The sequence below is a fragment of the Halorientalis regularis genome (genome assembly GCF_023698535.1).
GTDB lineage: Archaea > Halobacteriota > Halobacteria > Halobacteriales > Haloarculaceae > Halorientalis > Halorientalis regularis.
Genome location: NZ_JALJCL010000013.1, coordinates 37,400 through 52,829 on the forward strand (window position 1 = coordinate 37,400; position 15,430 = coordinate 52,829).

Annotated in this window: 20 protein-coding genes, 1 tRNA gene and 1 other RNA gene; 9 read left to right on the top strand and 13 right to left on the bottom strand. The window is 63.1% G+C overall.

Going from position 1 to position 15,430, the window contains the following annotated elements; translation table 11 throughout:
• The first annotated feature begins 9 nt into the window (after positions 1 to 9).
• Complete coding sequence (locus MU521_RS16145) at positions 10 to 492, top strand: hypothetical protein (protein WP_092693823.1); 483 nt, start codon at positions 10 to 12, stop codon at positions 490 to 492.
• A 50-nt stretch (positions 493 to 542) separates the two neighbouring features.
• Here MU521_RS16145 and MU521_RS16150 read toward each other — a convergent pair whose 3' ends face one another.
• From MU521_RS16150 to MU521_RS16160, 3 genes are all read right to left on the bottom strand, one after another.
• On the bottom strand, positions 543 to 1,613 hold the full coding sequence (locus MU521_RS16150) for a sensor histidine kinase (protein WP_092693825.1): 1,071 nt from the start codon (positions 1,611 to 1,613) through the stop codon (positions 543 to 545).
• Between the two features lie 89 nt (positions 1,614 to 1,702).
• Positions 1,703 to 2,809 carry a glycosyltransferase gene (locus tag MU521_RS16155; protein ID WP_092693827.1) on the bottom strand — a complete coding sequence of 369 codons (1,107 nt, stop codon included), beginning with the start codon at positions 2,807 to 2,809 and terminating at the stop codon, positions 1,703 to 1,705.
• 25 nt (positions 2,810 to 2,834) lie between these two features.
• Positions 2,835 to 3,896, bottom strand: coding sequence for a glycosyltransferase family 4 protein (locus MU521_RS16160; protein ID WP_092693829.1), 1,062 nt, complete (start codon positions 3,894 to 3,896; stop codon positions 2,835 to 2,837).
• A gap of 108 nt (positions 3,897 to 4,004) precedes the next feature.
• On the opposite strand from MU521_RS16160, the gene MU521_RS16165 reads away from it, so the two are divergent.
• The 3 genes from MU521_RS16165 (at position 4,005) to MU521_RS16175 (ending at position 5,513) form a co-directional block, all read left to right on the top strand.
• Positions 4,005 to 4,289: a ribonuclease P protein component 4 gene (locus MU521_RS16165; RefSeq protein WP_092693831.1), complete on the top strand. Its 285-nt coding sequence runs from the start codon at positions 4,005 to 4,007 to the stop codon at positions 4,287 to 4,289.
• Positions 4,290 to 4,383: 94 nt separating this feature from the next.
• The gene (locus tag MU521_RS16170; RefSeq protein ID WP_092693833.1) at positions 4,384 to 4,632 is read left to right on the top strand and encodes a YhbY family RNA-binding protein; all 249 of its coding nucleotides are present in this window, start codon (positions 4,384 to 4,386) and stop codon (positions 4,630 to 4,632) included.
• Positions 4,629 to 5,513, top strand: a complete 885-nt coding sequence (locus MU521_RS16175) for a mechanosensitive ion channel family protein (protein ID WP_175452900.1) — start codon at positions 4,629 to 4,631, stop codon at positions 5,511 to 5,513. Before MU521_RS16170 ends, MU521_RS16175 begins: the two co-directional genes overlap by 4 nt.
• A gap of 15 nt (positions 5,514 to 5,528) precedes the next feature.
• Here the strand turns inward: MU521_RS16175 and MU521_RS16180 are convergent, their stop codons facing one another.
• The 4 genes from MU521_RS16180 to MU521_RS16195 form a co-directional block, all read right to left on the bottom strand.
• Positions 5,529 to 6,404, bottom strand: coding sequence for a formate/nitrite transporter family protein (locus tag MU521_RS16180; protein WP_092693835.1), 876 nt, complete (start codon positions 6,402 to 6,404; stop codon positions 5,529 to 5,531).
• Between the two features lie 94 nt (positions 6,405 to 6,498).
• Complete coding sequence (locus MU521_RS16185) at positions 6,499 to 6,861, bottom strand: VOC family protein (RefSeq protein ID WP_092693837.1); 363 nt, start codon at positions 6,859 to 6,861, stop codon at positions 6,499 to 6,501.
• Between the two features lie 230 nt (positions 6,862 to 7,091).
• Positions 7,092 to 7,403, bottom strand: an RNA gene (ffs, locus tag MU521_RS16190) — signal recognition particle sRNA.
• Positions 7,404 to 7,500: 97 nt separating this feature from the next.
• Positions 7,501 to 7,896, bottom strand: coding sequence for a DUF7548 family protein (locus tag MU521_RS16195; protein ID WP_092693839.1), 396 nt, complete (start codon positions 7,894 to 7,896; stop codon positions 7,501 to 7,503).
• A gap of 110 nt (positions 7,897 to 8,006) precedes the next feature.
• On the opposite strand from MU521_RS16195, the gene MU521_RS16200 reads away from it, so the two are divergent.
• Positions 8,007 to 8,321, top strand: coding sequence for a DUF5798 family protein (locus MU521_RS16200; protein WP_092693841.1), 315 nt, complete (start codon positions 8,007 to 8,009; stop codon positions 8,319 to 8,321).
• Positions 8,322 to 8,339: 18 nt separating this feature from the next.
• Here MU521_RS16200 and MU521_RS16205 read toward each other — a convergent pair whose 3' ends face one another.
• From MU521_RS16205 to MU521_RS16215, 3 genes are all read right to left on the bottom strand, one after another.
• A complete protein-coding gene (locus MU521_RS16205; RefSeq protein WP_092693844.1) occupies positions 8,340 to 8,750 on the bottom strand; it encodes a CoA-binding protein in 411 nt (136 codons plus the stop codon).
• 58 nt (positions 8,751 to 8,808) lie between these two features.
• Positions 8,809 to 9,444, bottom strand: a complete 636-nt coding sequence (locus MU521_RS16210; protein ID WP_092693846.1) for an RAD55 family ATPase — start codon at positions 9,442 to 9,444, stop codon at positions 8,809 to 8,811.
• A gap of 129 nt (positions 9,445 to 9,573) precedes the next feature.
• Positions 9,574 to 10,434 carry a geranylgeranylglycerol-phosphate geranylgeranyltransferase gene (locus tag MU521_RS16215; RefSeq protein ID WP_092693848.1) on the bottom strand — a complete coding sequence of 287 codons (861 nt, stop codon included), beginning with the start codon at positions 10,432 to 10,434 and terminating at the stop codon, positions 9,574 to 9,576.
• A 139-nt stretch (positions 10,435 to 10,573) separates the two neighbouring features.
• On the opposite strand from MU521_RS16215, the gene MU521_RS16220 reads away from it, so the two are divergent.
• Together MU521_RS16220 and MU521_RS16225 are read left to right on the top strand one after the other, a co-directional pair.
• Positions 10,574 to 10,648: transfer RNA gene (locus MU521_RS16220), tRNA-Arg, on the top strand.
• 325 nt (positions 10,649 to 10,973) lie between these two features.
• Positions 10,974 to 11,891, top strand: coding sequence for an ADP-ribosylglycohydrolase family protein (locus MU521_RS16225; RefSeq protein ID WP_092693850.1), 918 nt, complete (start codon positions 10,974 to 10,976; stop codon positions 11,889 to 11,891).
• 184 nt (positions 11,892 to 12,075) lie between these two features.
• Here MU521_RS16225 and MU521_RS16230 read toward each other — a convergent pair whose 3' ends face one another.
• Positions 12,076 to 12,222: a hypothetical protein gene (locus MU521_RS16230; RefSeq protein ID WP_175452901.1), complete on the bottom strand. Its 147-nt coding sequence runs from the start codon at positions 12,220 to 12,222 to the stop codon at positions 12,076 to 12,078.
• Between the two features lie 450 nt (positions 12,223 to 12,672).
• Between MU521_RS16230 and MU521_RS16235 the strand changes: the two genes are divergently transcribed.
• Positions 12,673 to 13,026 (top strand): Hsp20/alpha crystallin family protein, encoded by a 354-nt coding sequence (locus tag MU521_RS16235; protein WP_175452902.1) that lies wholly within the window; start codon positions 12,673 to 12,675, stop codon positions 13,024 to 13,026.
• Between the two features lie 897 nt (positions 13,027 to 13,923).
• Here MU521_RS16235 and MU521_RS16240 read toward each other — a convergent pair.
• Positions 13,924 to 14,241, bottom strand: a complete 318-nt coding sequence (locus tag MU521_RS16240) for a hypothetical protein (RefSeq protein WP_092693852.1) — start codon at positions 14,239 to 14,241, stop codon at positions 13,924 to 13,926.
• A gap of 94 nt (positions 14,242 to 14,335) precedes the next feature.
• Here MU521_RS16240 and MU521_RS16245 point away from each other — a divergent pair, with 94 nt between their 5' ends.
• Positions 14,336 to 14,680 carry a helix-turn-helix domain-containing protein gene (locus tag MU521_RS16245; RefSeq protein ID WP_092693854.1) on the top strand — a complete coding sequence of 115 codons (345 nt, stop codon included), beginning with the start codon at positions 14,336 to 14,338 and terminating at the stop codon, positions 14,678 to 14,680.
• 115 nt (positions 14,681 to 14,795) lie between these two features.
• Here MU521_RS16245 and MU521_RS16250 read toward each other — a convergent pair whose 3' ends face one another.
• Positions 14,796 to 15,080 carry a hypothetical protein gene (locus MU521_RS16250; RefSeq protein WP_092693856.1) on the bottom strand — a complete coding sequence of 95 codons (285 nt, stop codon included), beginning with the start codon at positions 15,078 to 15,080 and terminating at the stop codon, positions 14,796 to 14,798.
• Between the last annotated feature and the right edge of the window lie 350 nt (positions 15,081 to 15,430).

Here is a 15,430-nt window from a genome sequence, read left to right on the forward strand (position 1 = left end):
CCGGAACCCATGGCAGAGGACGATCCTTCCGAGGAGACAGAAGCAGAGAGCGAAGCCCCCGAGAGCGAAGCGCCCGAGAGCGAGGGCGAAGAGAAGTCCTTCCGCGAGCGGGTCGAGGAGATCCGCCAGCAGCGAGCCGAGGAAGGCGAGGGCGAAGAAGGCGAAGGCATGAGTCGCGAGGAGCGCCTCGAAGAGATGATGGGCGGCGGTGGCGGCCCCGGCGGCATGGGCGGTGGCGGCGGGGGCAACCCGTTCGCGCAGATGATGGGCGGCATGATGGGCGGCGGTCCCGGCGGTGGCATGGGTCCCGGCGGTGGCGGCCCTGGCGGCATGGGTCCCGGCGGCGGCGGTCCCGGCGGCGAAGGCCGCGGTCGTGAACAGGAGGGTGGCAGTGACAACGAGGAGCTGACCCGCGAAGTCCGCAAGCTCCGCGACGAGGTTCACGACGTGCGCCGCACCCTCGACCGGATCGCCGACGCGCTCGAAGACTGACGCCGCTCGCGGTGTCGAACTTTTCCCTTTTTCGGCCAGTCAGCACCTGCTCAGGCCCGTGGCAGGACCATCCGGACCCGGCTGCCGTCGTCGGTCTCGATGTGGAGGTCGCCCTCGGACCGTTCGACGAACCAGTCGACCAGCCACAGGCCGAGTCCGTTGCTGTGTTCGAGTGCGGATTCGGCGGGCAACTCCCGCATGTCGAGTTCGTGGTCCGGAATCCCAGGGCCGTCGTCGCTCACTGTCACCGCCACGGTCCCGTCCCCGTTCGTGACGGTCACGTCGACGGTCGGTTCGGGACTGTCGTTGTGGACGATTGCGTTCTCGACGACGTTCTCGACTGCGACCTCGAACATGCTGCCGACGGTGACCGGTGCGGCGTCGGGCGTGGTGACCGTGACCGACGCGTCCGTGTGGACGGCAGCGAGGTCCTCTGTGACGCGCTCGACGACCTCGCTCGCGTCGGCGACGATCCGGTCGTCGGTCCGCAGGACGGACTCCATCTGTCGGCCCTGCTCGGCCAGTTCGACGATCCGGTCGACGTGTTGACGGATGGTCTCGACGTCCCCGTCGTCGGCGTCGAGTGCGCCTATCTGTCCCTCGAGGACGGTCGCGTGGTTACGCAGGTCGTGTCGGAGGACGCGGTTGACGACGGAGAGCCCGGCCGCAAGCTGTTCGGCTTCCTGTCGGGCGCCTTCGCTGCGTTCGCGTTCGAGCCGTCGTTCGGCGTCGTAGATCCCGATGAGACCGCCGTCGAGCAGGCCGCCGGCCGCCCAGCCCACGAACAGATCCACCGTCGAGCCCAACCTGACGCCCTCGACGGCGTTCAGGTATCCGTTCAGCGCGCCGCCGATACCCAGGGCGGCCGCACCGACGAACGCCCAGGCCGCGACGCGCGTGAGGTACCTCGCACGGTCGCGGTCCGCCTGGACCCAGACAGCGACCGCGACCAGCAGGACGATCACCGCGGCCGGAGCGATCAGCCAGACCGCGACTGTCACGTCCGCCGCGCCCGACCCGAGAATCAGGGCCACGTTCGTGGCCAGCAGCAGGACGGACACGAGCAGGAGCGACGCCACTCCGAAACCGACTCTCCGTCGCTCGTCCCTATTCTTGATCATGATCTGCGGGCCGTCGACTCGTCGGGTCGAAGTCGGCCACGGTAATGAAGCCTGCTCACGGCACGAGACTCGAAGTCCCCTCGATCTCCCTACAGCAACATTTCGTAGACCTCGGAGAGTTTGTCGACGGCGTGGTCGACGCTGACGGCGTCCCGGCGGTCGAGGCAGTGCTCGCGCAACGCGTCGCGCTCGGCGAGCGTCCGTTCGATGGCCGCCCGGAACCGATCGGCGTCACCCGGCGGCGCGCGGTAGCCGGTCTCACCGGTGACGACGGTATCGGAGAGCGCGCCGGCGTCGACGGCCGCCACGGGTGTTCCGCAGGCGTTGGCCTCCAGTGCCACCAGCCCCTGTGTCTCTACGGGGCTGGGGAACGCGAACACGTCGAGCGCGCTGTAGAACGCGGGGAGGTCCTCCCTGTCGAGGAAGCCCAGGAATCGCACGTCCACGTCGGCGTCGGCGGCCTGCTTCTCCAGCCGGTCCCGAGCCGGGCCGTCGCCGCCGAACACGACGGTCACGTCCATCCCGTCGGTGGCTTCGACGATGAGGTCGAGTTGCTTCTCGTATCCGTGCCGTCCGGTGTAGCCGACCAGTGGCTTCCCGGTGTCGAGATCGTGGGCCTCGGCGAACCGGCTCGTGTCTACCGGGCCGAACCGGTCGGTGTCGACGCCGTTGGGGACGACCTCGACCGCCGTCCGGACGCCGATCTCCCGGAGGTGGTGACGGGCGGGTTCGCTCGGGACGACCACCATCTCCGCCCGGTTGAGATACCACTTCTCGTAGGCCCGTGCGGCACGCTCGACGGGCGAGCGGAGCCACCCCTCCGCGATGTAGTCGGCGTACTCGGCCGTCGGCGTGTGATACGAGGCGACCAGCGGGACGCCGTGGCTCCGGGCGAACCTCAGGCCGCTGAGGCCGAGCAGGAACGGGGTGTGGGTGTGAACCAGCTCGGGGTCGGCCGCCGTGATGTCGTCGGGGACACCCGGAACCGCAGCGTTGAACTCGTCGTAGAACGGAAATTCGATGCTCCTGACCGGGTGTTCGTCCTCACCGGGCTCGTAATCGTTGGTCCCCGGATAGACGATAGGCATCCGCCCGCCCCGCTCCGCCCACCGTTTCCGCCAGGTCTGGACCGTGTAGGTCACGCCGTTGACCGTCGGCAGATACGTGTCGGTGAAGACGGCGACGGTCCGACCCATCGCCGGACCGTTCGACGACCGGTCTCTAATACGTTGTGTCATCGACGAGATCATGATAGATACCTTTCAGCTCCTGCCCGACGCGTCCGAGCGCGTGCTCTTCGGCCGTCTCGCGGGCGTTCTCACCGAGTCGCTCGCGCAGATCCGGGTTCGCCGCCAGTTCCGCGAGCGCGTCCCGGAACTCCGCGCGTGTCTCACACTTCAGGCAGTCCTCGCCGTGCGTGTAGAACTCCTCGAACACCGGAATATCCCGGAGGACGACGGCTTTCCGGCAAGCCATCGCCTCCAGCACGGCGATGCCCTGATTTTCGGCTTTCGTCGGGAACAGGTACACGTCGCCGGCACCGAACGCGCCCCGTTTGTCGTCGATCCAGCCGGTGAACGTGAGGTTCTCGGGCGGGTCCTGCGTCCACTCCCTGACGGTCTGTGACGCCTGTGGCCCCGTGTCGTAGGGCCCGAACCAGGCGAACTCGTAGTCGGTCTCCTGGGCCAGGCGACAGAACGTCGTCAGCCCCTTGCGCTCGAAGACGTTGCCGACCGAGAAGACCACCATCCCCTCCAGATCGAACCGGTCGCGGTACTCCTGCCGGCAGTCCTCGTACCCCTCCAGGGAGTCGAGGTCGACCCCGTTGCTGATCGGGCGGATCGGTGCGTCCACGGGGTAGGATCCGATGGTTCGTCTCGTGTACTCGCTCGGACAGAGGACCAGGTCCGCCAGGGAGTAGAACCACTGCAGGTAGCGCTGCAGTGGGTCGGCCAGATACGTGGATCCGCGAAAGCTCTCGGCGAAGTCCTCGCTGGTGACGTGTGAGTGCAAGACCAGCGGGACGCCGTTGCGGCGCGCGTACCGGGCGACCGCGACCGTCCCCGGCCCGATCATGTTGCAGTGGGCCAGATCGAAATCGGCGAAGGCGTCGCCGTCGGTCACGGCACGTCGCAGTCCACTCACCGGATCGCCACCGGCCCACGGCGACGTGCGCACGTCCACGTCCGTCTCGGCGAGCGCACGGCGCTGCTGTTCGACGGCCGTCCCGATGCCGCTCCGGTCGAGTTTCCCTGCGAGTTCCAGGTAGTTGAGCGCCTGCACAGGCGAGGCGAGACGAGCGTGGGAAAAAACCCTACCGAAAGAACACGATGGACGGCGCCGCGACGGCAAACAGAACCTATACCCCGTCTCGCCCGGTGAGTCACGGGTATGCCCAGCGAGGAGCAACTGGCCGCCGAGCGCATCGAGCGCCTCCAGGCGCTCGCGAAGGCCGCTACGTCCGCGGGCGAGACCGACCGCGCCCGGGCGTACGTCCGCCGGGCCCGCCGCGTCGCCGAGCGCAACCGGCTCTCGCTCCCGCCCGAATTCAAGCGGTTCACCTGCGACCGCTGTGACGCCTACCTCCAGCCCGGCGTGAACGCCCGCGTCCGGACCCGGGACGGCCACGTCGTGGTCACCTGTGACTGTGGCGGACACGCGAGATACCCGTACTGACCGCGCGGGCCGACGGAGCGCGGTAGTGAGACCTGCTCCCACACGCTCGGTCGGTGATAGCTTTTAAGAACGGTTGCCGTATAGTGAAGACGACATGACCGAACAGGAGAAGCGCCGGCGGATGCACGACCTGGACGTGACCGTCTGGGTCGGGAAGCACGGGGTCGAGTCCGTCGTCGAGGAGCTGTCGGACCAGCTCGACGACCGCGACATGGTGAAAGTCAAGTTCCTCCGTGCGGCGCGTGGGGGGACCACGACCGAGGACTTGGCCGAGGACCTGGCCGAGCGGGTCAGCGGTGACCTCGCCCGGACCCGGGGGCACACGGCGGTGATCGAGCGGTGATCCTGCTGCAGTCCGCGAACACGTTTCTCGCGGATCAACTCGCACAATTCGGCCTCCCCGCGGCCGGCGCGGTCGGCTCGGCCATCACGTTTCTCATCGCGTTTCTCGTCCTCTATCTGGTGGGCCGGACCGTCGTCGCCCCCCTGATCAATCGGGTGCTGAAGCGACGGGATCTCGACGCACACGCGCGCAAGCCGCTCGTGAAACTCGTGCGGATCGTGACCGCCTTTGCCGCCGTCGCGATCGCCTTCACCTTCGCCGGCTACGGCAACATCCTCACCGCCATCGCGACCATCGGCGCGGCCGCCACACTGGCGATCGGTTTCGCGATGCAGGACGTCCTGAGCAACTTCGTCGCCGGCGTGTTCATCTACACGGACAAGCCCTTCCGCATCGGCGACTGGATCGAGTGGGACGGCTACTCGGGGGTCGTCGAGGACATCTCCCTGCGCGTGACGCGGGTCCGCACGTTCGACAACGAACTCCTGACGGTCCCGAACTCCCAGCTGACCGGCGGCGTCATCAAGAACCCCGTCGCCAAGGAACAACTCCGCCTGAAGTTCCTGTTCGGTATCGGCTACGACGACGACATCGACGAAGCGACCGAGATCATCGTCGAGGAAGCCGAGAACCACGACGGGATCATGAACGACCCCGAACCCTCCGTGCGCCTGACCGAACTCGGTGACTCCTCGGTCGGGTTGCAATCGCGCATCTGGATCGACAATCCGAGTCGTGCGGACTTCGTGAAGGTCCGCGGCGAGTACGTCACCGCCGTGAAAGAGCGGTTCGACGAGGAAGGAATCGACATCCCCTACCCGAACCGCACCATCGGCGGCGACCTGTCCATCGAGAACGTCGACGGCCTCGTGGAGTCCTGACCGAGAGCGGCGGACTCACTGATTCTCGTCGTAGTAACTGTATTCGCTCTCGGTGAAGTAGGCGACGTGGCCGTAGTTCAGCAGCGCCACGAACACCGCGCCACCGACGACGTTTCCGGCGGTCGTCCAGAGGAGGAAGTGCCCGAAGTCGGCCAGCGTGACGGCCGGTCCGAGGGCGATGGCGCTCAGCACTTCGGTCGTCCCGAGCAGGGCGTGGTGGAAAGGGGCGAATCCGATACCGGCGGTGACGATGATGATGACGAGGACGCGACTGGTCGTGTCCTGACAGCCGGCGACGAGCCACGTCACCAGCCCCATGAGCCAGCCGGCGATGACGGCGCTGAGGAAGATCGCCGGTCCGGCCGGGTCGACCAGTTCCGTCGCGAGCGTGGTGAAAGCCGCGCCACCGGCGATCTCGAGCGTCGGGCCGAGCATGGCGATCAGGACGACGAATCCGGCGCAGCCGAGGAGGTTCGAGACGTAGACAGCCGCCCACAGCTCGCCGAGGTCACGGAGCGAGGCCCGCCCGTCCAGCACCGGCAGGATGGCCATGGTGGTGTGGGCCGTAAACAGCTCCGTCTGGCCGAGGATGACGAACAGGAAGCCGATGGTCGAGACCGAGCCGAGGGTCAGTCGGGCGACAACGGGCGACGAGAATCCGTTCGACAGCGACAGCACCATCCCCATGAACAGCGCGCCGAAACTCACGTTCAGTCCGGCCGAGACGCCGGAGATAAACACTGCTGGCGTCGGCCGTCTGATCTCCTGGAGTGCGTTCCGGATCTCGCGCTGGAGGATGTCGTGGTAGGAGAGAGAGTCGTCGAGTCGTTCCCGTTCCGGTCGGTCCGACGTGACGCCGCTTCTCGGCTCAGTGTCGTCACTCCGAGTCATGCTGGTACGCGAAACGAAGGTTCCAGTCGGGACCGGAAGCGCGAGGTGAAAAAGGTTGCTGGCTTTCGGCCGGGCTGTCACCGTCGACGCCCGGCTATCGATATTCGCTCACGCAGAAGTCGTTTCCCTCCGGGCCTTCCATCACGGCCCACGTCGCAGTGTGGGGCTCGGACTCCTCGGTTTTGGTCTCCCGGACCGAAGCACCGAGGTCCCGGAGTCGTTCGACGGTCCCCTCTCGATCCGAAGTCGACAGATCGAGGTGGATCGGCAGGTCACATTCGGTCCTCTTCGGCTGTTGCTCGAACAGTAGATCCGGGCCGTCACCGGGCCGGTCGACGATCTCGGGATCGAGGGCGGGCGGCAGTTCAGGGCGCTCGCCGTCCAGTGCGGCCGCCCAGAACGCGGCCGGTTCGTTCGGGTCTGAACAAGCGAAGGTAATAAACTCTAGTTCAGTCATGCGTTGTGAAAATAACTCGGCCAGGACATGTCACTGGTGACGGCGGAACGTTCTGCCAGTGTCGTGAGTTTGGTCGTTGGCGGTCGGCTGGTTGAATGCCAGCATCCGGCGCGCGAAGCGCGCCGGTTCCACGCGAGCGCCTCCGGCGCTCGCGCCTTTTTCGCCCACGTTTTTGCCGCGAGTGGTAGCGGCGAAGCCGCTACCCGAGCGGGAAAAAGGTGGTATGAGTGGAATGGACCTCGGGTTTGCCCGGCGTTCGGGCGCGGGTAATCCCGCGTGCCTCCTCCACCCCGCGACCCTACGAGCGACGGGTGTCCGGTGATCCGCTGCTCGCTTCCGCGCCTGACGGGGTATCTCCGATCAACCCCACCGGATCGCCCCTGCAGGCGAGCCCGTGGGGACCGCCGCCCCCGCAGGACGAGGCTTCGACGTTGGCTTGCGGGGCCCGCGTCCGTCTGACCGGACGCCCCCGAGCTTCGGTCCCCGCTAAAGACCATATCGCGGGTTCCGAGCAGGGCCTAACTGCCCGACCTAGTCCACTTTCCCCTTATCCGGAGCCCCATAAGGGCCTTTCGGATGCGCTCCCATCGTCCGGTTTCGACGGGGGCTGGAGACTGTCCGAGTCACGACACGGGCCGGTCACATCAGTCCCAGCGCGCGGGCGAACCACGCCGACCCGGCGGGGACGAGGACGCTCACGCCGGCGACGACCCAGCGGTGGGCGGTGTCGATGGCGATCACGTCGACGCGGGCTGTGAGCGCCCACGCGAGAGCGATTACGGTGATCGCCGCGCCGAGAACGAGCGCGACGCCGGCGGCCATCGCCGGATCGGAGCGGCCTTCACGACCCGCGGCCAGCGCGATGAGGGTCACCATGGCGAACAGGGCAGCCAGCAGGGGGTTGACCGCGCCGGACCCGTAGTAGAGGCCGACGCCGCCGGCGTCCACGACGAGGACGTAGGGCGCACCCAGGGCCAGGAGGACGGCCAGACAGCCGACGATACCGACGAGCGGGGCGATCCGGAGGTCGTCCATACCCGTACTGGCAGGTGACCGGACTTAACCGCGGCGTTGTGCCGTCGGCCGACCCACCATCGCGCCGCCCAGCCGAAACGGCCACAAGTGTGCGCGCGAAACGGCTTCACATGGTCGGACTCGGTGACACGAAAAAGAAGATCGAGAAGATGATCTCGGCGGCGGAGGAGCTGTACGAGAAGATGAATCAGTTGCGGGCACAGGTCGACGACCTCCGGTCGAAAGTCGAACAGACCAGCGAGCAGGTCGACGCGATGGAACACGACCTCGACGAACAGCGCGTGCTGATCGAACGGATGGCCCGCGAGCAGGGGATCGACGTGGACGAAGTCCTCGCCGAGGCCGCCATCGAGGATGCCGACGCCGAGGACAGTGCCGAGACCAGCGGCGCAGCGGGCGGGAGCGCGGCCGAACCCGAGGACTGACTCCGGGGTACGCCCGCCTCAGTCCACGAGCCGCTGGTGTTCGACTTTCAGACAGCGATCCTGCACCACGCTGTGCCCGGCGTCTTCGGCGCGGGCGGCCGCCTCGTCGTCCTCGATGCCCAGTTGCATCCAGACGACCGCTACGTCCTCCCGTTCGAGGACCGCGTCGACGATGCCCGCCACTTCCTCGCTGGGGCGGAACACGTCGACGATGTCGATCTTTTCCTCGACGTCGGCCAGTGAATCGACGGCCGTTCGGCCCAGTATCTCGTCGGCATAGGGGTTGACCGGGATAATCTCGTAGCCGTGGCGTTGCATGTACGCGGGGACGTCGTGGGCGGCTTTGCCGGCGGTCGACGAACAGCCGACGACGGCGATGGTTTCGAGGTCGAGTATCTCACGGAGTTCGTCGTCTGTCTCGACTGACATGGGAGAACCGAGGACGGGCGCGATCAAAAGACTGCTGGCGACGGGGGCCGGCCCGGAGTCAGGGGCCGACAGTTTCGGTGTCGACGCCGGGCAACTGGAGGGTGACCGAGCGGTCCTCGTCGGTGCGGACGACGCCGTCGAACAGCTGGATGAGCGTGTTCATCGTCTCCTCGTCGTGAGCCGTCGACTCGATGACGTGGATGCCGACGGCGTCGGCGTTCTCGATGCGGCTGGTGAACACGTGCATGAACCGGAAGACGGTCTGGAGGTTCGAGTAGAGCAGGAGCGTCGACAGCGAGTCGACCATCACGCGGTTGCGTTTGCTGTTGCGGTTGCGATAGAACTCCTCGACGAACTCGGAGAACTTGATCCCGATGCCGGTCATGTCGACCGGCGAGGAGGCGTACTTGACGACGTCCGTATCCGAGGCCGACTGACCCTGGTGTTTGGTGACGCAGTCGACAACACCGATGTGTGCCTCGTCGGGGTCGGTGAGCAGGGAGCGATAGTCCGTCAGCACGCGGTCGGAGTTGTCCCGCGTCGTGACAATGATCGACCCCTCCCCCTGTTCGGACCCGGTTTCGAGTGCACCCATCGCTAACTCGCGCTTGCCCGACAGCGGCGGCCCGGCGACGAGAATGTTGGTCCCGGGGTCGACCGTCGCGTTTCCGAACTCCGTACCCAGATCGTACATGGAATGGCCTCGTTGAGAGCACTCGACCACGAGCAACCGAACGCGGCCGATATTGGTATACTATACTGTGCTGCCGGCATACATATATGCTTTTGTGTACTGACCGCTGCTGACCGCCCGCGGACGCGGTTACGCCAGCGTTACTGCACGCCCGACCACGAAGGCGACTGCCGCCAAGAACATCCCGTATTTGAGGTGGGACTGGCTGGCCGTCGGATCACCGAATCCCTCGTAGCCCGCGTACAGCATCACCAGATCCGCCGGCACCACGACCACGAGGTAGCCCACCCCGAACGTCCCAAGCAGATACGGCACCGGACTCGCCACGACCGCGACGGCCAGCAGCCCCGCCGCGAGACCGAGCGCCCGCTGCTCCCCCAGCGCAATCGGCAGTGTGTTCAGCCCCTCCTCGCGGTCGCCTGCCACGTCCTCCACGTCCTTGATGACCTCCCGAGCGAGTGTCGACAGCGCGGCCAGCAAAAAGAGGACCACGACCGAGGCCAGAACGGTGGTATCGACCGGCCAGACCGCCGCAGTCCCGAACAGGAACGTACTCCCACCGAGATACGCCACCAGCGTGTTTCCGACACCCGGGAGCCCCTTGAACACTTCCGTGTACGTGATCAGCGCGAGCAGGTTGAACACGGCGATGCCGATGGCCAGGAGCGGCAACAGCGCCAGAACGAGTACGACCGCGACGAGAAACATGCCAGCACTGAACACGAGCGCCCCACGGGGCGAGACCGCGCCCCGCGGAATCGGACGGTCCGGCGCGTTGATCCGGTCGATCTCACGGTCGAAGTAGTCGTTGATGGCGTTGCCGGCCCCGGTGGCCAGCACCGTCGCGACGACGGCCGCGAGGACCGGCAGGGTCGGAAGCGAGCTACCGACGGCCACGAATGCACCGATGAACGTCAGCACGCCGGCCGCGATGGCGTTGACCGGCCGCGTCAACTCTACCAGGCCGCGAACGCGCTCCACCGTTCCCATGTGCTGTCCTCCCGACGACCAACTGATAAACCACCCGATACGGCACGCCAGTGGCCCGCTCCGGAACCGTGCCCCTACGTCTCATCGACCGACGACAACCGAGTGGTTTAACACGGCAGGTTGATTACCGAGCGACCGAGGGCGCTTAGCTCAGTCTGGACAGAGTACTTGGCTTCGGACCAAGCTGTCGCGGGTTCAAATCCTGCAGCGCCCATCATTCTGCGTAACGGCCCACATTTCCGGGACGGCGACGGGACGCTTATAAACACATCCCGATTCTGCCGGTTTGATTTCGTTACGTTCCATAACGGGGGTGTTCGCCGTCGTGCGATTCGCCTGCATTTACTGGACGGCGCTGGCCCATAATTCTGTGGATCAGTCAAGCACAGAACATAAATCACCCCGGAAAATGACTCTCAGTTGGTTCCGTACCCGGTCGCTATCGCACTTGATGTACCAGGAATCCCAGTTGGGACTCCCAGCAGAAGGGTAGGCACTGGTGACCTGTACTTTTGAGAGCAGCGCGAATATGACGAGTCGTGACACGTACTGAACGAGCGAGGGGGGCGCTACTTGGCCTGGCCTGTGGCGATGCGCTCGGACGACCCGTCGAGTTCAATTCGGCCGCACAGATCGAACAGCGGCATGACCGCTTGACGGAGATGCTCGGGCACGGTACGCACGGCCAGCCGCCGGGCACGATCACTGACGACACCGAGATGGCGCTGTGCATTGCCAGAAGCCTCGCTGAGCGCGGGCAATTCGACCCCGAGGATATCGCGGCGCGGTTCGTCGAGTGGTACGATAGCGGTCCGTTCGACATCGGAGTGATGACCGCAGATGCATTGCGGCAGATCAAGTCCGGAGCATCGTTGGACGAGGCCGGACAGATGGTCTGGGAGCAACGACCGGAAGGCCAAAACGCGGGCAACGGAAGCGTGATGCGATGTGTTCCGCACGCACTGGCGTTCGCCGACGGTCACGAGACCCTCGTCGAGGTGAGTCGACAGTCCTCATCAATCACGCACGCCGACCCGCGATGTACGACTGGGTGCGCGATCCTGAACAGTACTGTCGCCGGACTGATCGAAGGTCGCGACGATGCGCTCGCGGATTCACTCTCAGCTCTCCACGACGTGCCCGCGGAACTTCGCGACGCACTCGCGCCGATCCCGGACGGTATCGAAGAGAGGGAGCTCGCTTCGAGTGGCTACGTCGTCCACACGCTCCAGACGGCGCTCTACCTCGGCCTCACCGCGGACTCTGCCGAAGAAACGATCGTTACTGCGGTGAACATGGGCGACGACACCGACACCGTGGGAGCAGTCACAGGCGCGGTCGCCGGCGCTCGGTTCGGTGTCGATAGCCTCCCCGACCGTTGGTTTGAAGAACTCGACTGCGAGGTAGAACTCCGCTCGTTGGCGACGACATTGTACGAGGACCCGATCACATCGTGAGCATGCAGCGAAACTGCCATACAGAGACGTGGGAGACGGACCTTCGGCGCGTCGAGTACGATGTCGATCGGGGGCAACGAGCCGTCGAATCCCAGGTACTCCCTAGCGAGACCGGGGACCGGCTAGAAACCGGTTGGTGACGGTGAAAAGAGACGGAGAATGGCGAGATGGAAATAGTTATTACTCAGAGGTCGCCGATGAGCTCTGTCTGGGCGATAGCCAGGTTCTTTTCCTGTTCCGTCGGCTCGGAGTCATCCTCGCCGGAGATCATCTCTACGACGTCCTGTTCGTCTTCCGGAACCTCGACATCGGCTTGTTCGTCGTCGGGCATAGTCGTCCGTTGGCTAGCTACTGCAAACAATTTTCTGCTCGATTTGGAAAGTCGGCTGAGACTTTACTGATTCCGGGACCGAACTACGGTGTCAGCAGAGCAGGAGGTACAGCCAGTATAGGAGTTCGGCGATGCTGTCGTATACTTCAATTATCAATCAGGAACGGGAGTACCGATCCGGTCAAGGAATCGACTGGTGGACTCCCGTTCGTATCCTGCCCGGAAGTCGAACTACTACTGTCTATGGGCCTAATAGCTCATTCCAGAACTTATCGTTTAAATCGGCTGAGGCGCGTACCTTTGAGCGAAGAAGTTGGATTTCACACGAATTGAATTTATCCTGCAACATAGACATCCGTCATTGCCGACTCACTGCTGAATTCAGCCTATTATTTGGCCAAGTAGATCCTGCGCAGAAGGCTTATCGGCCTGACTGACCTATATAAAGCGATGAGACGGAATCCGGACGACGACGAAGACCCGTTCGGCGATCACTTTGGCGGAATTAACGAAATGTTCTCCGAGATGGCCGGCGAAGAGACGGAACCTATTGATGTCCACGAATACGACGATGAGCTTCGTGTCGTCGCAGATATTCCAGAGGCAAACCAGGATGAGATTGATATCCAGTGCGATGGGCGGATTCTAGCGATCCGTGTCGCTCGTGACCCACGGCCGGTAATCAAGCGCATCAATCTTCCAGCGTACGTCGACGATCAATCCGCGGAGATGGGGTACAATAGTGGGATTCTGGAAATCACGCTCGGCCAGACAACCGATCCTGCTAATATCGGGTTCCAGTAAAACGAAGCTGGGCGAAATTCGTTCTATAGTCTCTGATTGATAGTTCTCAGCAGGTGCCGTTATCAGTCTGACCTCAAAACTCGTACTGCGCCACTTCTGTGGACCCACACTCAGGGCACTTCATAGTTGGATCGTCGATTCTGAAACCACAGTGGCGACACTCACAAAATTGACTCCGCTGTCCCCGTCGTGTGACTATATGCGTAATCCGGTTGATCATGACTATCGGTGCATAGGCGAGAACGGGTAAATAGGCCCGCCAGCCACACCGAAACTGAAAACCACAGGACGGAACGCCGGTGACGAAACCCGTGTCAGCCGGATGTCTGACCCCTCAGTACACTGGTGGCCTGTTCCACAGAAGTCTGAAACATCTTCAGTACGGTGGCAAGCCAATATAGTATAGGGCAAATACCAATTCCATTGGGAACGGCAGCCATGTGGGTGCCAGCTAGACTCATTCGAGTGTAACTCTATCAGTGTCCGTTGGTTCCTGCCTAGTTCCGTTCACTTGTTCCTCGACAGTCGCACAGTAGTCCGCAGCGGCTTGTTGGGCTGTCTCGCCTGTTCCAGTTGCGTCGACGCCGTGTTGGGTGGCTGTCCATCGCTCGCCGGTCTTCGTGAGTCGGATCGTCGTCCAGTAGTGGGACATACCATTGCTGGCAGCGGTGCAGTATTAGCTCTTGCAGGGGGATTTCCGGAAATCTGGGATGGGTATCAGGGCCATCCAACCTACTAGTTCGTCACTTCTGAACCAGTTTCAGGAGATCTCCATGGCGTAGGAGGGGGATAGAACAGTTCCCATGGAGCTTGTTTCAGGGAAGGTGGAGGTGAACGTCTGCTCAGTGTGTCTGCATATCTATCATAAGATCGCCTGCCACTGCGGGCTGAACACGGTTACGCCCAGTTGTGGTTTTCCCAGCCCTCGTAGTGTTTCAGTCGGCTCTTGATCTCAAGCGGGTCCCAGTCACACTCGTGGTAGAGGACATCGGCCAGTTGACTGAACTCGCTGTTGTCGAGTTCGATCCCTCGGTTACCTCGGTTCGTGATGTAGGGTTTGGACCGCAGATCGTCGAATATATCGCTAGCAGTGGGGTAGTCACTTGTCTCGATAGCAGCAATAGAGATGAGATTCTCTTCAACGATAGGTGACCCCCACCGATGCTCAGCTATCATCGCGGCGAGGAGAGCACATTTCACCGACGGCTTACGCATATCCCTCGTTTCCTACCCCTTCCTGATAAGAGTACGTTAACGCGCAGTTACGTTCGGGGAAACAGCTATATGCGTACACCGGTAAACCAGAAACATGAGCGAGTCATCGCAGACACACCCGGCAGCGGAGAAGGATACCAAGGAAGCCCGCTTAGAGAATCCGAGCGGCGTCCTCTATCTTTTTCAGCACGAGAGCGTCCCGATCCTCATCGATGCCATCCTCACCCTTCCGCCGGGGCGGGAGTTCACCAAGACAGAACTGGCGGATCACGCTGGTGTGACCCGGCAGACAGTGAGCAAATACATCGATCTCTTGGTAGAAACCGATATCATTGAGGAAGTAGCGAACTCATCACCTCGCCGGTATCGAGTCGCCAAGAGCGATGTTGTGCAGGAACTGTTCGAACTGAACAGTGCGCTGAACGCGGCCGGTGAGTAACTCCAAGCCTCAATTTGCGTGCCCATCAGATTGGTGGGTTCGTGCGTCTGATTCGGGCGATGCATCGTCTGAATTGAGCGTAGATGTGATGCGGGGAGTCGCCCTGCCGTCTGAGCTATTGAGCTTCCAGGCGGTTTTGAATCGGCGACGGGAACGAGCCTTCGGCAATGGTGTACAGTCCGAGCCCCAGAAAGACGAGGACCGGGATGAGTGTGAATACAGGGAGCGCGCTCGTTAACGTCGTTGACAAGAGGGCGAAGACGATGACCGGCGTGAGAAGCAATATCCCGAACGTTACGAGGGCCCGGAACACTGGTGGTCTCCGCCCGGTTCGATACACAGCGATACCACAGGCGGCTGCAAACGCAACCACGAGCAAACCGAGGAGGGCTACGACCATGTATCGATATCTAACATCAGCACATATGCACTTTCGGGAGCCAGTTGTGATCGTCTCCCCTACTGAACGGATCGAAACGGGAAAACAGGCGTGTAAACCATGATACAGCGCCCTTAGTAACTCGGCTATTACTTGTTTGAACCCGGAGTGGTTTCCTGAATGAATCGAATCAGGTATTCCTGCTAATGTGAGGAAATCGTGGGTTGTAGAGACGATCCATCCTATTGTTGTCGGTGGCGATTTGAACAGGTCGAGGATTTGGACCGAATGAGGGGTGCTACGGTGGAAGATCCCAGATTCAAAAGGTTAAAATAGACAAAATTTCAAGCCATTCTGGCTGAGCGACTTCC

What these genes read in the sequence shown, in the direction of transcription:
- MU521_RS16235 (WP_175452902.1), top strand. Translation starts at nt 12,673, where the DNA reads ATGAGACGGAATCCGGACGACGACGAAGACCCGTTCGGCGATCACTTT.
- MU521_RS16240 (WP_092693852.1), bottom strand. Translation starts at nt 14,241, where the DNA reads ATGCGTAAGCCGTCGGTGAAATGTGCTCTCCTCGCCGCGATGATAGCT.
- MU521_RS16145 (WP_092693823.1), top strand. Translation starts at nt 10, where the DNA reads ATGGCAGAGGACGATCCTTCCGAGGAGACAGAAGCAGAGAGCGAAGCC.
- MU521_RS16155 (WP_092693827.1), bottom strand. Translation starts at nt 2,809, where the DNA reads ATGGGTCGGACCGTCGCCGTCTTCACCGACACGTATCTGCCGACGGTC.
- MU521_RS16185 (WP_092693837.1), bottom strand. Translation starts at nt 6,861, where the DNA reads ATGACTGAACTAGAGTTTATTACCTTCGCTTGTTCAGACCCGAACGAA.
- MU521_RS16210 (WP_092693846.1), bottom strand. Translation starts at nt 9,444, where the DNA reads ATGTACGATCTGGGTACGGAGTTCGGAAACGCGACGGTCGACCCCGGG.
- MU521_RS16195 (WP_092693839.1), bottom strand. Translation starts at nt 7,896, where the DNA reads ATGGACGACCTCCGGATCGCCCCGCTCGTCGGTATCGTCGGCTGTCTG.
- MU521_RS16200 (WP_092693841.1), top strand. Translation starts at nt 8,007, where the DNA reads ATGGTCGGACTCGGTGACACGAAAAAGAAGATCGAGAAGATGATCTCG.
- MU521_RS16230 (WP_175452901.1), bottom strand. Translation starts at nt 12,222, where the DNA reads ATGCCCGACGACGAACAAGCCGATGTCGAGGTTCCGGAAGACGAACAG.
- MU521_RS16180 (WP_092693835.1), bottom strand. Translation starts at nt 6,404, where the DNA reads ATGACTCGGAGTGACGACACTGAGCCGAGAAGCGGCGTCACGTCGGAC.
- MU521_RS16250 (WP_092693856.1), bottom strand. Translation starts at nt 15,080, where the DNA reads ATGGTCGTAGCCCTCCTCGGTTTGCTCGTGGTTGCGTTTGCAGCCGCC.
- MU521_RS16165 (WP_092693831.1), top strand. Translation starts at nt 4,005, where the DNA reads ATGCCCAGCGAGGAGCAACTGGCCGCCGAGCGCATCGAGCGCCTCCAG.
- MU521_RS16150 (WP_092693825.1), bottom strand. Translation starts at nt 1,613, where the DNA reads ATGATCAAGAATAGGGACGAGCGACGGAGAGTCGGTTTCGGAGTGGCG.
- MU521_RS16170 (WP_092693833.1), top strand. Translation starts at nt 4,384, where the DNA reads ATGACCGAACAGGAGAAGCGCCGGCGGATGCACGACCTGGACGTGACC.
- MU521_RS16215 (WP_092693848.1), bottom strand. Translation starts at nt 10,434, where the DNA reads ATGGGAACGGTGGAGCGCGTTCGCGGCCTGGTAGAGTTGACGCGGCCG.
- MU521_RS16245 (WP_092693854.1), top strand. Translation starts at nt 14,336, where the DNA reads ATGAGCGAGTCATCGCAGACACACCCGGCAGCGGAGAAGGATACCAAG.
- MU521_RS16205 (WP_092693844.1), bottom strand. Translation starts at nt 8,750, where the DNA reads ATGTCAGTCGAGACAGACGACGAACTCCGTGAGATACTCGACCTCGAA.